Origin of the sequence: Pediococcus parvulus (assembly GCF_964063155.1) — a bacterium.
GTDB lineage: Bacteria > Bacillota > Bacilli > Lactobacillales > Lactobacillaceae > Pediococcus > Pediococcus parvulus.
The window spans coordinates 283,281-298,952 of the sequence record NZ_OZ061292.1 but is presented as its reverse complement, the minus strand read 5'-3'; the positions used below and the strand labels follow the sequence as shown (position 1 = coordinate 298,952).

14 protein-coding genes are annotated in these 15,672 nt (G+C 36.7%); 4 read left to right on the top strand and 10 right to left on the bottom strand.

Annotated features, from left to right (window positions below; all coding sequences use genetic code 11):
• Positions 1–13: 13 nt before the first annotated feature.
• The 3 genes from AB3217_RS01410 to AB3217_RS01400 all read left to right on the top strand — a co-directional run bounded on the left by AB3217_RS01410 (position 14) and on the right by AB3217_RS01400 (position 3,108).
• On the top strand, positions 14–937 hold the full coding sequence (locus AB3217_RS01410; protein WP_367365568.1) for a carbohydrate ABC transporter permease: 924 nt from the start codon (positions 14–16) through the stop codon (positions 935–937).
• Between the two features lie 34 nt (positions 938–971).
• Positions 972–2,435 carry an ABC transporter substrate-binding protein gene (locus tag AB3217_RS01405; RefSeq protein ID WP_367365567.1) on the top strand — a complete coding sequence of 488 codons (1,464 nt, stop codon included), beginning with the start codon at positions 972–974 and terminating at the stop codon, positions 2,433–2,435.
• Positions 2,436–2,505: 70 nt separating this feature from the next.
• The gene (locus AB3217_RS01400; protein ID WP_367365566.1) at positions 2,506–3,108 is read left to right on the top strand and encodes a YesL family protein; all 603 of its coding nucleotides are present in this window, start codon (positions 2,506–2,508) and stop codon (positions 3,106–3,108) included.
• 72 nt (positions 3,109–3,180) lie between these two features.
• Here AB3217_RS01400 and AB3217_RS01395 read toward each other — a convergent pair whose 3' ends face one another.
• Complete coding sequence (locus tag AB3217_RS01395; protein WP_367365565.1) at positions 3,181–3,567, bottom strand: type II toxin-antitoxin system HicB family antitoxin; 387 nt, start codon at positions 3,565–3,567, stop codon at positions 3,181–3,183.
• Positions 3,568–3,593: 26 nt separating this feature from the next.
• A complete protein-coding gene (locus AB3217_RS01390; protein ID WP_057783389.1) occupies positions 3,594–3,785 on the bottom strand; it encodes a type II toxin-antitoxin system HicA family toxin in 192 nt (63 codons plus the stop codon).
• A 272-nt stretch (positions 3,786–4,057) separates the two neighbouring features.
• Here AB3217_RS01390 and AB3217_RS01385 point away from each other — a divergent pair, with 272 nt between their 5' ends.
• Entirely contained in the window at positions 4,058–4,909 is an 852-nt protein-coding gene (locus tag AB3217_RS01385) for a manganese catalase family protein (RefSeq protein WP_367365564.1), read from the top strand.
• A gap of 229 nt (positions 4,910–5,138) precedes the next feature.
• Here the strand turns inward: AB3217_RS01385 and AB3217_RS01380 are convergent, their stop codons facing one another.
• The 8 genes from AB3217_RS01380 to AB3217_RS01345 form a co-directional block, all read right to left on the bottom strand.
• The gene (locus AB3217_RS01380) at positions 5,139–6,581 is read right to left on the bottom strand and encodes a PTS fructose transporter subunit IIC (RefSeq protein WP_367365563.1); all 1,443 of its coding nucleotides are present in this window, start codon (positions 6,579–6,581) and stop codon (positions 5,139–5,141) included.
• Positions 6,582–6,604: 23 nt separating this feature from the next.
• Positions 6,605–7,066: a PTS sugar transporter subunit IIA gene (locus AB3217_RS01375; RefSeq protein ID WP_367365562.1), complete on the bottom strand. Its 462-nt coding sequence runs from the start codon at positions 7,064–7,066 to the stop codon at positions 6,605–6,607.
• A gap of 1 nt (position 7,067) precedes the next feature.
• On the bottom strand, positions 7,068–9,020 hold the full coding sequence (locus tag AB3217_RS01370; RefSeq protein WP_367365561.1) for a transcription antiterminator: 1,953 nt from the start codon (positions 9,018–9,020) through the stop codon (positions 7,068–7,070).
• Between the two features lie 217 nt (positions 9,021–9,237).
• A complete protein-coding gene (locus AB3217_RS01365; RefSeq protein ID WP_367365560.1) occupies positions 9,238–11,847 on the bottom strand; it encodes an alpha-mannosidase in 2,610 nt (869 codons plus the stop codon).
• A 3-nt stretch (positions 11,848–11,850) separates the two neighbouring features.
• Positions 11,851–12,888, bottom strand: coding sequence for a PTS fructose transporter subunit IIC (locus AB3217_RS01360; protein WP_367365559.1), 1,038 nt, complete (start codon positions 12,886–12,888; stop codon positions 11,851–11,853).
• A gap of 16 nt (positions 12,889–12,904) precedes the next feature.
• A complete protein-coding gene (locus tag AB3217_RS01355) occupies positions 12,905–13,219 on the bottom strand; it encodes a PTS fructose transporter subunit IIB (protein WP_367365558.1) in 315 nt (104 codons plus the stop codon).
• 18 nt (positions 13,220–13,237) lie between these two features.
• Positions 13,238–13,693, bottom strand: a complete 456-nt coding sequence (locus AB3217_RS01350; protein WP_367365557.1) for a PTS sugar transporter subunit IIA — start codon at positions 13,691–13,693, stop codon at positions 13,238–13,240.
• On the bottom strand, positions 13,686–15,614 hold the full coding sequence (locus AB3217_RS01345) for a transcription antiterminator (protein WP_367365556.1): 1,929 nt from the start codon (positions 15,612–15,614) through the stop codon (positions 13,686–13,688). The genes AB3217_RS01350 and AB3217_RS01345 overlap by 8 nt, the downstream gene beginning before the upstream one ends.
• Positions 15,615–15,672: the final 58 nt, after the last annotated feature.

Here is a 15,672-nt window from a genome sequence, read left to right as displayed (position 1 = left end):
AGGAGTGCTCAACATGAGGCAACATAAAAAAAGAATTTCCTCCGTTGAAATTCGCTCGTTTGGTACCAAGTCTAATTTGTTTTTCAATATTCTACTCGCTGTTTTTGCCTTTTCATGCTTACTACCACTGATTTTCATTGTCATTATTTCACTGACCAGTGAAAAATCGTTGGTGACTAATGGCTACCAGTTCTTTCCAAAACATTGGAGCTTTGCTGGTTATGAATACTTAGCAACCATGGGCGGTCAACTATTGAATGCTCTCGGAATTACGGTTTTGGTTACCGTATTTGGAACCTTAGTAAACGCAACATTTACTTCAACGTATGCCTACTCAATCTCGCGTTCCAGCTTTAAATATCGTAAGTTTTTCACCATTTTTTGTTTGATTACGATGCTGTTTACGCCGGGGATGGTCGCAAACTACATCGTGATGACAAACTTACTGCAACTCAAAGATACGATTTGGGCATTAATTCTTCCCTTGGCAGTTAGTCCATTTAACATCATCGTGATGCGTACCTTCTTCAAACGTCAGGTTAACGAATCGATCATTGAAGCAGCCCGGATTGATGGCGCAGGTGAGTTACGTATTTTCTTAAAAATCGTGTTACCACTAGCTGTTCCTGGCATTGCAACCATTAGTCTGTTTGCGGCTTTGGGCTACTGGAATGATTGGTTTAACGCCCTGCTATATATTCAAGACTCACATCTTGTGCCTTTACAGTACTTATTGATGAAGATTCAATCTAACATCGAAATGCTGACTCAAAACGCTTCTCAGGCTGCGCAATACGCGGGCGGTGTCGCCAACATTCCTCAAGAAGCTACCCGAATGGCGATGGTAGTCATTTCTATTTTACCAATTGCCATCAGCTATCCCTTTTTCCAAAAATATTTCGTCAAAGGTCTCACAATCGGTGGCGTAAAAGAATAATTACGCAAACTAAACTAAAAAGGAGCTCAACATTATGAAAAGAATCGTTAAAGTCCTACTATCTACATTTGCATTGCTTGGTGCCGTATTAACCCTTGCTGGCTGTGCTTCGAAACACGCTTCGAATAGCAACGGAGTCAAAACGTTAACTATGTATCAAATTGGTGATAAGCCTAAAAATTACGACAAATTAATGGCCAAAGCTAACAAGGTAATTGAAAAGAAGTATAATGCTCATTTAAAAATTAATTACATCGGTTATGGCGATTATGCCCAAAAAATGTCAGTTATTGTCTCCTCTGGTGAAGGATATGACATCGCCAAAGCGGATAATTACGTTGTAAACGCTCAAAAAGGCGCTTATGCTGACTTAACCAAACTTCTTCCCAAGTACGCATCTAAAGCCTACAAGTCTTTGGATTCTGCTTATATTAAAGGAAACAAAGTGAACGGAAAGTTATACGCAATGCCAGTTAATGCTAACGTTTATCGTACACAAACCATTGCCTTTAATAATTACTTTGTGAAGAAATATAATATCGACATCAGTAAAGTAAAGTCTTACAAAGAATTAGAGTCTGTTTTGAAGAAATTCCACGCGGTCGAACCTAACGTAGTGGCTTTCAAAGCTACTAAAGGCTTTAAGGCCGAAGCTGGTTTTGATTACCCGCTTTCAGATCGGATGCCATTTGCAGTTAATGTAGCGAATAATAGCGATGCTTCAAAGATCGTGAATCCCTATAATTCTAAACAAATGTTGACAAACTTAGAATATTTACACAAGTTTTATCAAAAAGGTTATATTCCTCAAGATGCTGCTACTAACACCAAAGAATACGGCTTAAATAGTCACACTTGGTTTGCCCGTCAAGAACTTGTTGGCCCTTATGATTATGAAGATCAAGCTTTAAGTACCGCATCTGGCAAGAAGAATGGGATTGTAACTAGGGCAATCTCGGAACCTTTGAAAACTACTGGTCAAGCCCAAATGTTCAATTGGGTTGTCAGCAATAGTTCGAAAAACAAAACTCTATCTGTTAAGGTTCTCGGCCTTTTAAATAGTGACCCAGAATTACTCAATGGCCTCGTTTGGGGAGAAGAAGGCAAGGCCTGGGAAAAGACTGAGGATAAAGACAAGATTAAATTATTGGACGACTACGCAGCTGATACAAGTATGGGAGCATGGATGACTGGAAATAATGCCATCCTGTATACCACAACCGATGTTACCGATAAAATGATCAAGCAACGTGATGACTCAATTGAAGGAGCTAAAGCATCTCCAATCTTAGGGTTTAATCCGGATACTTCAAAAATTAAAACTCAGATCACAAACATTCAAAACCTCATGAATCAATATATCGACGTGTTAAATACGGGAACGGCTGACCCCAAACCAACCATCAAGAAAATGAATAAAGCTTTGAAAGCTGCCGGCTACAATGAAGTAAAGGCCGAATTACAAAAACAATATAGCGCATATTTAAAAGCAAACTAAAAATCTATTAAAACAAGGTGTTAGTTAAAGCACCTTGTTAATACATAAAAATGTAATTGGAGGCGGTACAATGATCAGTTTAGGCGTGCAAAAATTATTGGTTCGGGGTTACGTGTTGATTAAGCTCAGCCTGTTGTTTTGGCTATATGCTTTTAGTGGCTTCCTAATTTTGGGAATCGGCCCTGCTCTGATAACCGTGGCTGAACTATATAAACAACATCAATGGCACTACCAAAAAATTAAAGTAAGTGAAGGTTGGCGCATATTCAAGCAAAATTTCAAATTCGGCAATTTGTACTTTTACTTGTTTGGGTCGGTGATCGCAATTTTGTGCTACAACTTATTTCTTTCAGTACAAACACGAGGATTAGTATTTATCGTGACTGATTTCATCATCATTTTTACATTGCTAATTTTAATTAGCATGTTCCACTTTGGGATTTTGCTTATTGCTAGCTATGAAGTCGATCTACGTGAAACACTTAAGCTTGCATTCATCCAGTTTTTTAACAACTTCTTGGAAGTCATTAAATTACTAGGCGGCTTTATTGGCATCGCAATTATGACTTACAAGTTTCCTGGACTCATCTTGTTTGGCACGATCCCTGCAGCACTAGTTTGGACCGCATTTGTAAGTAAAAACTGGTACGCAAAACTCGAAAAAGCAATTTAATTTAAAAATCTCGATAGCCTCGTGTGTGTTAAATCACACGAAACTGTCGAGATTTTTATTTGTCGGAAAACCTTAAACACCTAAAATCTTCTTAAGTGCATCACTTGTCACTTTTGAAACATTGATATTTTGCTCCTTTGCCATTTTACTTAAATACTCAGGAACGGTGATCGTTTTCTTAATTGTTTTGGCGTTCTTTTTAAGCCATTTATTCATGTCAACAGTGATGTATACAAGGCGTTCGTTTGCTGCTAGTTTCCAATTACTTGGATCCTGCACTTTAGGATAAATTGTTTCACCGTCCAACATTGTGGCAATGGCGTCTTCCGCCCAGTAGGCCGCATTCGAGAACGTATCACCTTGAGTGACCATCCCTGGTATATTTGGTGAAGTCGCAACAAAATAATGGCCATCATCATTACGTTCTGAAATAATTACCGGATACATTACTTTATTCATTTTCTGTTTAGATATGCCAATGAGTTTCATTTTAACCCCGCTTGTTTTCTAATCGCTTCTTCAGTACCTTTTCTCAGTTCTTTATCGTGAAACGGTATTTCGGTAGTTCGGCCATCTGGGTGTTTATATCTTCGATGTCCGCCCTTCCCTCTTCCTTTTTGGCGAACAAATCCAGCTTTTAAGATTTCTTTTTCAAGCTGTTTTGGCCGTTTAGGCATATCTTTCCTCCTAATATTTATATTATACATACTTTCGAGAACTTTAGTAAATACTTTGTATGTATATATTTTAAGTTTACAATTATTAAATACCCATTTTTTTAAATTAATTTTGTTTGATGTAAAACAAAAATTCAGTAGTCATTGGGTAAAAACAAAACTGTCGAGATTTTTATTTGTCGGAAAACCTTGAGCGTTTAAAATTTTTTATTCATTAAATTTGATATCTAATTGTAATTATTAGATATTGGTATTAAGGAGGCGACTTAATAATGTTTAATCACAAAAAAGAATTACAGTTCGAAGCTAAACCAGATGCGCCTAACCCGTTATATGCTAAATATATTCAGGAATTAATTGGTGGGCAATATGGTGAGATGAGTGTCGCAATGCAGTACTTGTTTCAGGGGTGGAGTTGCCGCGGAGAAGAAAAATATAAAGATATGATTATGGATGTGGCAACCGAGAAATTGGGCCATGTTGAAATGTTGGCCACAATGGTTGCCCGCTTGCTTGAAGACGCTCCTATCATTCAACAAGAAGAGGTCATGAAACAAGATCCGACTGTGAAAGCAATCATATCAGGGATGAACCCCCAACATGCGATTGTGGCGGGATTAGGTCCACGCCCCGCTGATAGCGTTGGTAACCCTTGGAGTGGTGCGTATATTATTGCAAGTGGTAATTTACTTGCTGATTTTCGGGCTAATCTTAATGCCGAATCTCAAGGTAGATTGCAAGTCGCCAGAATTTACGAAATGATCGAAGACAAAGGCGTTCGCGAGTTACTGTCTGTTCTCCTCGCTCGTGATAGTTATCATCAGAATTTATGGATGACTGCTGTAAAAGAACTTGAAGAAAAAGAAGGCGGAATCTTAGTCCCAACCACTTTTCCACGTGACAAGGAACGTTTTGACATTGCTTATGATTTTTACAATTTATCAGAGGGTGAAGAAAGCCAAGATGGAAACTGGGCAAAAGGGGAAGCTTTAGACGGTGAAGGTAAATTTAAATGGGTCAAGGATCCTAAACCCGAAGCCAGTGCCCCTAACTTAAAACCGGTCACACCAAAAATGTATGGAACTCCAGATTTACCAGATCAAATAGGATTTAAAAAGGAATAGCATTTTGTAACGGAAAAAGGCTATTTACAACGGAATCTTCCATTGTAAATAGCTTTTTTCGTTTTGAAACTGTTTATACAGCCACTAGTTCAATCAACATCTTAGCCAAATTTTTGGTTATCTATCATATTCAAATAACTAATAATTTCTTTTGTTATTTAATTAGAGAATGCTTAAATACACCATTTTTCAAATTAATTTTTTGTTGTAAGACTAAAATTGTAAATGACTAGGCAACTTTTGCATGAGTCTTTTCTTTATTAGCCTTACGAATCTTGAAGAAGGCAAGCATTGTTGTTGATACAGCAATCCCACATAAAATTGCAATAAAGAACAAGACAATATTATTTGTAGCACCTAAGACACCAACAATTGGGCCACCATGTGGTACAGCATCTGTAATTCCAAATACCATTCCAACCGCTGAAGCTATAGCAGATCCAATTATAATACTTGGAAAGACATGTTTTGGATTGGCTGTAGCGAATGGAATCGCACCTTCCGTAATACCAATTAATCCCATCAAAATTGCAGCAATACCAGCAGTTTTCTCTTCATCAGTATTTAAGTCTCTGCGAATAAATGTGGCCAACCCAACTGATAGTGGCGGGACAGCAATCGCACACGCTACAGCACCCATAATTTGAGGATGCCCAGCTGTAATTGAGGCAACACCAAACAGGAAGGCAACTTTGTTAATCGCACCACCCATATCAACAGCAACCATTGCCCCTAATACTAATCCTAATACAATACTGGTTGATGGATCCTTGGATAAGAAGCTCAATAGGTTTTCCAATGAAGTCATTAACCAAGCAATTGGAGCTCCTAAGATAAGAATAAATCCAGCAGTAATAATACCAGTTCCTAACAGTGGAATAACAAATATTGGCATTACTGGACGAATACTCTTAGGAACTTTCCATGAATTGAACCATTTAACCAAATAGCCTGCTACAAAACCAACAACAATCGCACCAATAAATCCAGTACCAGCTTTTGTTCCCAAAATAGCTGGTGTATTAGCAACCATAGCACTGATCATTGCTGGAGCCAACGCTGCTCGTCCTGAAATGGCATAAGCAATATATCCAGCTAAAATTGGTATCATCAAAGTAAACCCAATTGTACCAATTTGGTTCATGGCACTCCAAATAGTGTGTGGTGCAATGACCATGCCGGCACTGGTTGCATGACTACCAAATGTAGTTGCCAAAGCAATAAACAGGCCACCTACTACAACAAATGGAATCATATGTGAAACACCATTTAATAACTGTTGCACAATGGGACTTTGTTTGTGCTCATCAGTCTCTTCTGTTTGTTCTTCTTGATCACCAGCAGATTTTTTGTCACCACTATATACTTTAGCCTTTTGGGCATCTGCAATTAAAGTGTCAGAATCCTTAATGGCATTCGCGGTTGATGCTAATAATACTTTTTTACCAATAAACCGATCCATACCTTCAATAGCCACATCAATTGCCAAAATAACAAAATCTGCGTTCTTTATGTCCTCTTCTGTTAATTCATTCTCGTTACCTTGTGCGCCTTGGGTTTCAACTTTTACAGTATAGCCTTTGGCCTCACCTGATTTTTGTAATTTTTCAGCTGCCATATAGGTATGTGCAATACCCACAGGACATTTTGTAACTCCTACGAAACTTGCCATATTGTTTCACTGCCTTTCATATTTTATGATTCAAAATCAATCGCGTTGGTCACAACCTTGTACAGGCTATTTGCATCATGACGACCATCTTGAAGTTCCTTAATAAACTCATCGTCCATCAATTTACGTGCTAGTTTAGACAGTACTGTTAAATGTTCTTTATTTGGATCATCTAATGGCATGATTAATGCAATTGCAATCTCAACTGGCTTTTCATCTAATGATTGCCACTCAATTGGGTTAGTGAAAGTGACAATCCCTACTACTGATTGCTTCAAACCATTAATTTTAGAGTGCGGAATTGCGACACCATTTCCAAATCCTGTTGTACTCTCTTGCTCACGTGCTCTGAATCCTTGCGTTAGCTCATCTGCATCTATTCCATTTTCCTTTGCAAACAGCCTAGCCATTTTACTCAATGCATCATCTTTGTTTCCTGATACTGGAATATCTGTGAATATGTTGTTTAAATCAAACTCTTTCAATCTAAAATCCTCCTTTATTCCAATCTTTTAGTATTTTTATAACTTCCTTTGATTGTTTAGCTTTTAATAAGTGGCTTTGTAACTGATGATCATCAATAATTGCATTAATCAACTGAAATATTTCTCGCATCTTCCCTTTAACTTCATTATTTAAACCAATGAAGAAAATAAAATGCACTTCACTTTTCTGCCATAATATTGGTTTTTCGCTAATCAACAATGCAAGAGCCGATTTTTGAATCAATTTGGGATTCACATGTGGCAACGCAAAGTTATCCATTGCCGTACTTGCTAGTGCTTCACGCTCGTCCACGGCCTTTAAAACTGGTTTTGAATCCCTGATGTAGTCATTTTCAGCTAATTTTTTTGTTATCGTATTCATGACTTGTGCATAATTTTCCGCTTTGGATTTAACTATAATAAGTTCTGGTTTTAATAATTCAAAAAACGAATTTGGTGGTTGCTCACTTTTTTGTAACTTCTTAATTACTGATTGAATTGCTATTATGTCGGCCGGTCCTAATAACGGTCCCACGCTAACAACTGGTTTATCCAAGTTACTAATTGGAATTGTACTAATCACTAAATCTTCAGTCAGTTCAGAGTTAAACAAATTAGCTACTGTTGTAACCCTGATAACTTGAAGGGATTTATTAAATTTGGTTTCTAATCGTTGTGCCAAAAGTTGTGAAGTTCCAATTCCGCTACTACATACCACAACCACTCTTAATCGTTTATCGGTTAAATGCCGTTCATAAAATGATTCAAAGTGTAATGCAATAAATGCTAATTCATCATCATTCAGAACAATATCATAATTTTTTTGAACATCTGATTGTAGCCTGACTGCTGCATCAAAGGCTTCTGGTAAATTACGACGAATTTCTTTCGTATAGGGATTATAGATGTTAAGTCCGACTTTCAGTCGTTTAATAGTCGATTCTAAATGAAGCGATAATCCCTCTAGTAATTCTTTGTCTGGTTCAATGTCCGCCAATTTTTGTTGTAAAAAATCAGAAACATTTTTAAATTCGTCGTCAACTTTTTGTTGATCTGGCTCATCCTTCACATCTGATAGCGAAATCTTTTTGTGCATAGCTGCCACAATGTGCAAATTTAGATATTTCTGCTCAACTAGCGGAATTGAACGCTGATAACGCCGCTCAAGAATCTTGATTAACAGCTTTGTTTCACTCAACACCCCAGCATACTTACTAGTTTTCGTAGACTGTGGATCAATCTTTGAAGAATTATTTATTCGTTCCAGAGCAATCATTAGATGAATAGCTAATGATTGAAATTCGTAATCGGAAAATGTCAAATGACTTTTATCGATGAATTCGGTCAAAGAATCCATAACTAACTTAATAGTATTTTTGGAAAATAATTGCTGTAATTTTGGCGGCAAGTTAATTGTTCTCACTAATTGACCGTGTTCATGTTCTGCATATATATCTTGACCCCAATATTGACTAATTAACTCCGCAGTCGCCCCACGTCTTTGATCTTCTGTTGCCGAAATTTTTATACCTTGATGGCTCACCTCCACGCCAATTCCCATACTATTCAATTTTTTTCGAACGGCTACAAAATCGTTTTCGTCTGTACTTCGACTGACAAAGAGCTCATCTGCAAGATCTTGAAGTGTATAAGAATTAGAGTTCAATAAAAGTTTGAATAAGATATAGCGCTGACGACCTCCCTTAGACTGTGAGCTACTTGATGAGGATAAACTAAGATCATTTCGTAATTTATCAAGATCCCCTTTAAAGTAAATTCCGTCATTTGGTCGGCGAATCAATTTCACATCCGACTCTTTAATCATTGGAACAATTTGGTCTAGTACATTTGCAATCGTTCTTTGTGACAAATTCATGTGTTTCGCAATATCTTCATAGTGAGTTTTTCCTTGTAATAAAATATATCGAACAACCTCTTTTTCGCGCTCATTCATTTGCTTTTTGGAATACCTCCTTTCTTGTTGTAACTTTAATTCCAGTATAAAATGCCGTCGCCTTTCTGCAAACGCTTTCTTTTACTAGATTAATGTTGCAAAAATTGGACTAGCAAAAAGAATCAAGAAAAAATCAAATTTGACTTTTTTCTTGATTCTCTTTTGTTGAAAATGTTGTAGTAGCGTTATTATTTTTTGAATCTTCTCTGCTTATTCTTTAGTACTTGAACTTAAGTGTTACCATATCATATTTACCAATTGTTCCGTCAGATTCAGCCGAATCCTCCAAAGCATTCACAATAGTTGCTTGCTTCAGTAATTTTTTTGGAAGAGTAACACTTTCTTTAGTTGGATTTTGAATCCTGACAATATAGGCATCTTCATCCTGATAAGATGGATAAATTGCCGATATCAATAAATTATCAATTTCCAATAAAGAGAATGAACTTGGAATTAGCGGATTGCCTTCTGTTTCCCAAATTTTATTATCAAGCCGATTGATAAACAAATTTAGCTTCTGCATTTGATATGAAATTGAGGGTGAAAGCCACTCATGCATCTGTTGGCTAACTTGTTGTTCCGAAAATGCCTCTTCTTCAAATTCTAAGCCAAATTCGAATTCATTTTTACCCAGCTCTTCTGCCAAAGGAGTTGCCATCATCACGTGTCCTTGGTTAGTAGTATCACCGGATGCTCTCCCTGGTCGCCAAGCCAAGTTTGGCTTGCCAAGTTCACCTGTCGTTGCCATCAGCGTAATATACAAACTATTGTTGCTTCCTTCATACTCTTTCATGCCCTTACCAAAGAAAGTAACTTGTCGACTAGCGTTTGTTACGGAAACAGCTTTGTCAAAGCTATAAATGTTTACAGGTTTTTCTACGAATTCTTTTTCCCACTCATCACTAATTTTATGATTTGTAGTTTGTATAAAGCCGTCCTGAATATGTGCAATTGTTTTTCCTTCAGAAATTTGTGGATTTATGCGTAATCTCAATCGATGAGAATAGACCTGATTATCAAAACTCAAATGACCATTTAACACACCATGTTCATCAAATAATAACCTCAGCACATAGCTTACTGACTGAAGTTGTGGTTGCTCAGCTAATCTATCTTCTAAGTGCAAAGGTAGTTTACTTGTTCCATTGACAATCAATACCTTCGCATCTCCATTAACTTCCTCAACATGCGCATCCTGAAAATCAAGAACACATTCTTGGTCATCTTTAAGAGGAGAATAGTCGTACGTATCACCATCATTCCCTGAATCAAGCAGTTGAACTACATTATCAAGCCTTCGCTCTTTATTTGTGTAATTCAATGTGCCATCAGCAAAACCCAGTTTTTGATCTTTAAATTGAATTGTATTACTGCTATTTGAGCCGATTACTAACTCGTCTGCCGCCTTATTTGCTTCACTAAAGTGAATCACCTTATAACCAAGTGCTGGCAACTTAACGTCACCTTCAAACTTCAATTCAAAGTATTCAGGTTCATCTTTATATTCTTGTCCTCTAGGTGTCATCATCAGAATATGATGACGAACTGGATAGTGTTTACTGTCAATAATAACCGGATAATCTAAACCATCAAATTTAAGGTTCTTTGAACTGGCAGTAATATTGATTATTTTCTTACCTTGAAACTTAGTTGGATCAGTATTAAATATCAAAACATCATGATCGCCAAGATTTAAAAACTCGGCTAGCTTCTTTTTAATCATGTTCTCAATACCGTCAGCAATTTCATTAGCTTCCTTGAACCGATGTTTAATGTCTATTGCAACGTTATCAGAAACACTACCACCTAAAGTGTCATGAGCTTGGCATTCCAAAAGTTTTTCCCAGAGTTTAATCAACAATCCACTTCCAATATTGACACCATTTTTATGAGCAATAACCATTAGAGGTTCAATTCTTCGCAGAATCTTTTGTTCCAAATAAAAGTTATCCGTTTTAATCCGGTGTCTAACTGAACCAATTGTGCGATGAACTCGTGAATATGTTGGTAAACGAAGCTCTCCTTGATAAGTTGGCAAGTCGGTACGTTGTCTCAACTTATCAATAAACTCTGGATAAGAACTGATCACTGTATGATTTTTGCTCAGTTTGTTGAGTTCATCTACTGTCTTTTGAATATTCTTAATAATATTCATCTGATCAATTCCAGAAGGCATCAGAACATCTTCATTTTTAGCATGAGTTGCTTCAAAATCAGCAGCCGGATCAAAACGTTTGCCTACAAATTCTTTAAGTTTATGTTTTGATTCTACATCAATCTGCGCTGTAAAATAGCCAAATGGAAAGTTAGCTGCATACACATCTTTTCCCGAAAGACCCTGCCACTTAAAGTAAACCGAGTTCATTTGTGTTCTGAAATTAGTTCCTCTCCAAAACACAAAATTATCAATCCCCACTTGATGTAATAAGGTTGGAAGCTGTGCATTGAATCCAAAAGTATCGGGAAGGTATCCAACCATCATGGGCTGTCCATATTTTTCTTTAGTGTCATTAATTCCTATAACTAAATTTCGTATGATAGACTCTGAATCTGGAATTAAAGCATCAGTCTGCGTATACCATGGTCCAACAAACAGTCGTCCCTCTTTAACTAACTTTTGTATTCTTCTTTTTGCTTCTGGATGAATTTCTGCATATTCATCTACGACAGAAATTTGTCCATCTAAACAGAAATTAGCATCTTTGTGTGTTTCTAGCTCATCTAAAACCTCGGTAAACAGTTGATCACTCAATACCAAAGCATCCATAGTCGTAAAATACCACTCTCGATCCCAATGAGTATGGTTAACGAGATTCGTTTGAGTCATAAATTAACCTTCTTCCGCTTCTGAATTATGTCGTGTAAATCTTTTTAAGAAATTTACCAACAGTGCCGTTATTATTACACCAACCAATATCGCAATTGTATACAGAATTGCATTTGATGAGAAAGGAATTGCCATAACTGTTGAAAGTGCGGTCTTCTGAAATGTTCCAAAGAATGCATTTGTCGCACAGCCTGCTGCAGTTCCTACGATAATACTTGGAATAACTCGAACTGGATCTGCAACCGCAAATGGAATAGTCCCTTCTGTAATTCCAACAATACCCATAACTAAAGCAGAACGACCACTTTCAATTTCAGCATCACTGTATAACTTCTTACCTCCAAGTAAGGTTGCAACAAACATACCCAATGGTGGAATACCGATTGCCATCAGCATTGCTGTACTTGCTTGATATCCACCTGAAGTAAATGCGGCCATTCCAAATGCATATGCAATTTTGTTGACTGGGCCTCCCATATCGACAGCCATCATGCCGCCAAGTAACGCAGCTAATAAAACAGCGTTAGCCCCACTCATGCCTTTAAGCCATGCAGTTAATCCGACGGTCATTGCTTTAATCGGATCACCAACAACATAAATCAAGAATAGTCCAACCACTAACGTTGCTATGAATGGGATAACAATTAATGACTTAACGGCAGTTAAATTTGCTGGCATTGGGATCTTTTTAAGCCACTGAACTAAATATCCAACCAATAACCCAACTAACATACCACCTAAAAACCCAGTTCCCATTGAAGATGCAACTAATCCAACAATGAATGCTGGCGCCAACCCAGGACGGTCAGCGATTGAAAACGAAATATAGGCTGCAATGATTACTGGAATAAATCCTAATCCTGTTTGTCCTAAAAGCCTGAGATTCCCCCAAATATTACTTGTCTGGTTCCAAACATTTTGTCCTCCAAAAATTACCGCAATAGATGTTAATAAACCAGCTGCAGTAACCAGTGGAATCATATATGAAACACCAGTTTGAAAATGATTGGCTAATTCTTTACCAAATTTTTTCCAATTCATTATTTCCACATCCCTTTTAATTTATCAGTTCAATTGCTTGATCAATAGTTGATTTGCCATCTTTAACAACTTCAGAAGTCCCTACTTTTAAAGTCTTTTTACCTTCAAAACGATCTGGTTCTTGAACATTTGTATCTACTGCAAAAATCACAACATCTGCTCCATCAATTTCAGACTGAGAAAGCCGATTTTCAACACCCATTGCCCCTTGAGTCTCAACTTTAATGTAATAACCCTCTTTTTTAGCGAATTTCTTTAAATTTTCGGCCGCCATATAGGTATGCGCGATACCTGCAATACAAGCTGTGACTGCTACAATTTTTTTTGCCATTTTAAATTCCTCCAAAAATTATTTTTTTAAAATTTTTAATATATTTTCTGATGTTCGTGCTTCTTTGATTGCTTCAACAAAATCATCGTCCATAAGTTTTCCAGACAATTTAGCTAGCATTTTTAAATGCTTGTCCCCTTGTGTTTCTGGTGAAACAGCCATTAAAAAGATGATATTGACCTTGCTTCCATCTAAAGAATTCCACTCTAAAGCTTCAGAGTTTTTTGCAAATAACATGGTTGATTGAATGACCGATGTACTTTTCCCATGGGGAATAGCAATGTTATTACCAATTCCCGTTGTTGTTAAAGATTCGCGGTATAATACATCATGATAAAAATCATTAGAATCGGAAACGCTTCCATTTTTTTGCAAAATCAAAGCCAATTGTTGGATGGCTTCGTCTCGGGTCTTGGCATGTAAATCCATTACGATATTTTTCTCTGAAATAAAATCACTTAACTTATTACTCAATCAAATCACCTCCTAATTTTTTTAAAACTTCTTGCGGCTTCACGCATCCCTCAATCTCCTTTAGCAGCTTTTTATTCTCTAGCACGTCATTAAAGTATTTGTAAATTTGTTCGATTTGAGTTTGCACTTCACGATTCATTGCTAAGAAAAATACAACATTCACTGTATTGCTTTGCCACCTAATTCCGGCTGTATTGATATATATAGCAATACAGGGTTTAGCAACAAATTCAATTGGTGCATGTGGCATTGCTATATTGTCAATTGCTGTGCTAGCAAGACTTTCCCGCTCTAATGCTGCTTTAGAAATTCCTTTGCGGCCATACCGAAGCTTCTGTAACTTTTCCCCTATCTGAGTAATAACTTGTTCGCGATCTTCCTTTTCTTTACTAAAGAATATTAGTTTTTCATCAAGCAATCTGCTAAAGCTACCTGAATTTTGCCGATCTTCTAAAATCTCAGTTGCTTTACTTCGTATCTGATTAGTTGATCCAGTATCAAGGAACGGTGGTACAACCACAACAGGGGTTCCTGGAACTTCAATTCTAATGGTACTAATTACTAAATCTTCAACAATTGGGCGATTTTTTAAGTCCTGAATTGAAGTCACCCGGTTAATCTGAATGCTATCTGAAAAATACTTTTTGACCCTTTGTTCCAGCAACCTCGCTGTTCCTAACCCTGTACTGCAAACAATAACTGCATTAACCATGCTTTTTTGTCTTTCAATATACGCTTCTAAATGTAATGCAATAAAGGCAACTTCATCTTCATTCAGAGTGATATTAAATTGTTTTTCGATTTTAGCACTGATATCAATTGCATTATTAAATGCTAGGGGAAAAAACTTTTTAATATCTTCTGTATATGGATTATGTAAATTTAACCCCAGATAAAGTCTTTTTAATGCCGATGTCACATGTACTGTAAGTCCACGAAGTAGGATTTCGTCATGGTTACGAATATTACTAGTAAGAAATTCATGAATCACATTTTGCTGAATTGGTGAATCAGCTTTCTCTAACTTATCTTTGCCTATAGGCTCCCCTTCAGCAGCTAGAATGTGGATATTAATGTATTGCCGTTCGTACTGCGGAATTGAAACCTTAAAGACGGATTCCAATATGTTAATCAAACTGACTGTATTCATTTCCAGTTTCACTGGATGTTCACTTTTCTCAAGCGTTTTATCCTTAATAATTCTTTCCATCGAAATAATTAAATGAATAGCTAACGATTGAAACTCATAATCGGTAAAATGGAGTGGACTAACTTGTTGAAAGCGATCCAGTGCACTTAATACTTTTTTAAAAATATCTTTACCGAAAAATGAACGCATATCATTTGGTATTTTTAATTCTCGATGCATTTCCCCTTTCTTGTTTTCCAGATACATTGTGTTACCCCAGTACATGGTAAGCAGCTCTGACATCAGTTTTCGTTTTGAACTTTCCGATGCAATAATCTGCATACCATCATGCGTGGTTTCAATAAGTGCGCCATATTTAGCTAATGTACGCTTAACTTCTTTGAAGTCACTTTCTAAAGTACTGCGACTAACAAACGTGCTATCAGCAAGTTGTTGAATTGTTTGCGGGTAATTCGCAAGTAATAACTTTGATAAAATAGCAATAACTCGTTCGTTCTTCGTATTTGGCGTATCTGGATATTTTTTATTTTGAATCACATTTTGAAGATCCATAGTGTCTCCTTCAAAATAAATACCCACGTTTCGTTTACGTACAAGCGTTACGTGATAACCTTGGAGAAATTCCTCAACGTTATCCAAATATTTTGAAATAGTTTTACGAGATCTTCCAATACTTTTGGAAATATCAGAATAATGAACAGTTCCTGTGTTAAGAATCAACTTAATCATTTGAACTTCCTGATCTGTCAAACTTTCAATAGATTCTTGCATTTCATTCACCTCCTGAATACGTTTTCAATATACCATGTGGAACGTTTTTGAAATATTC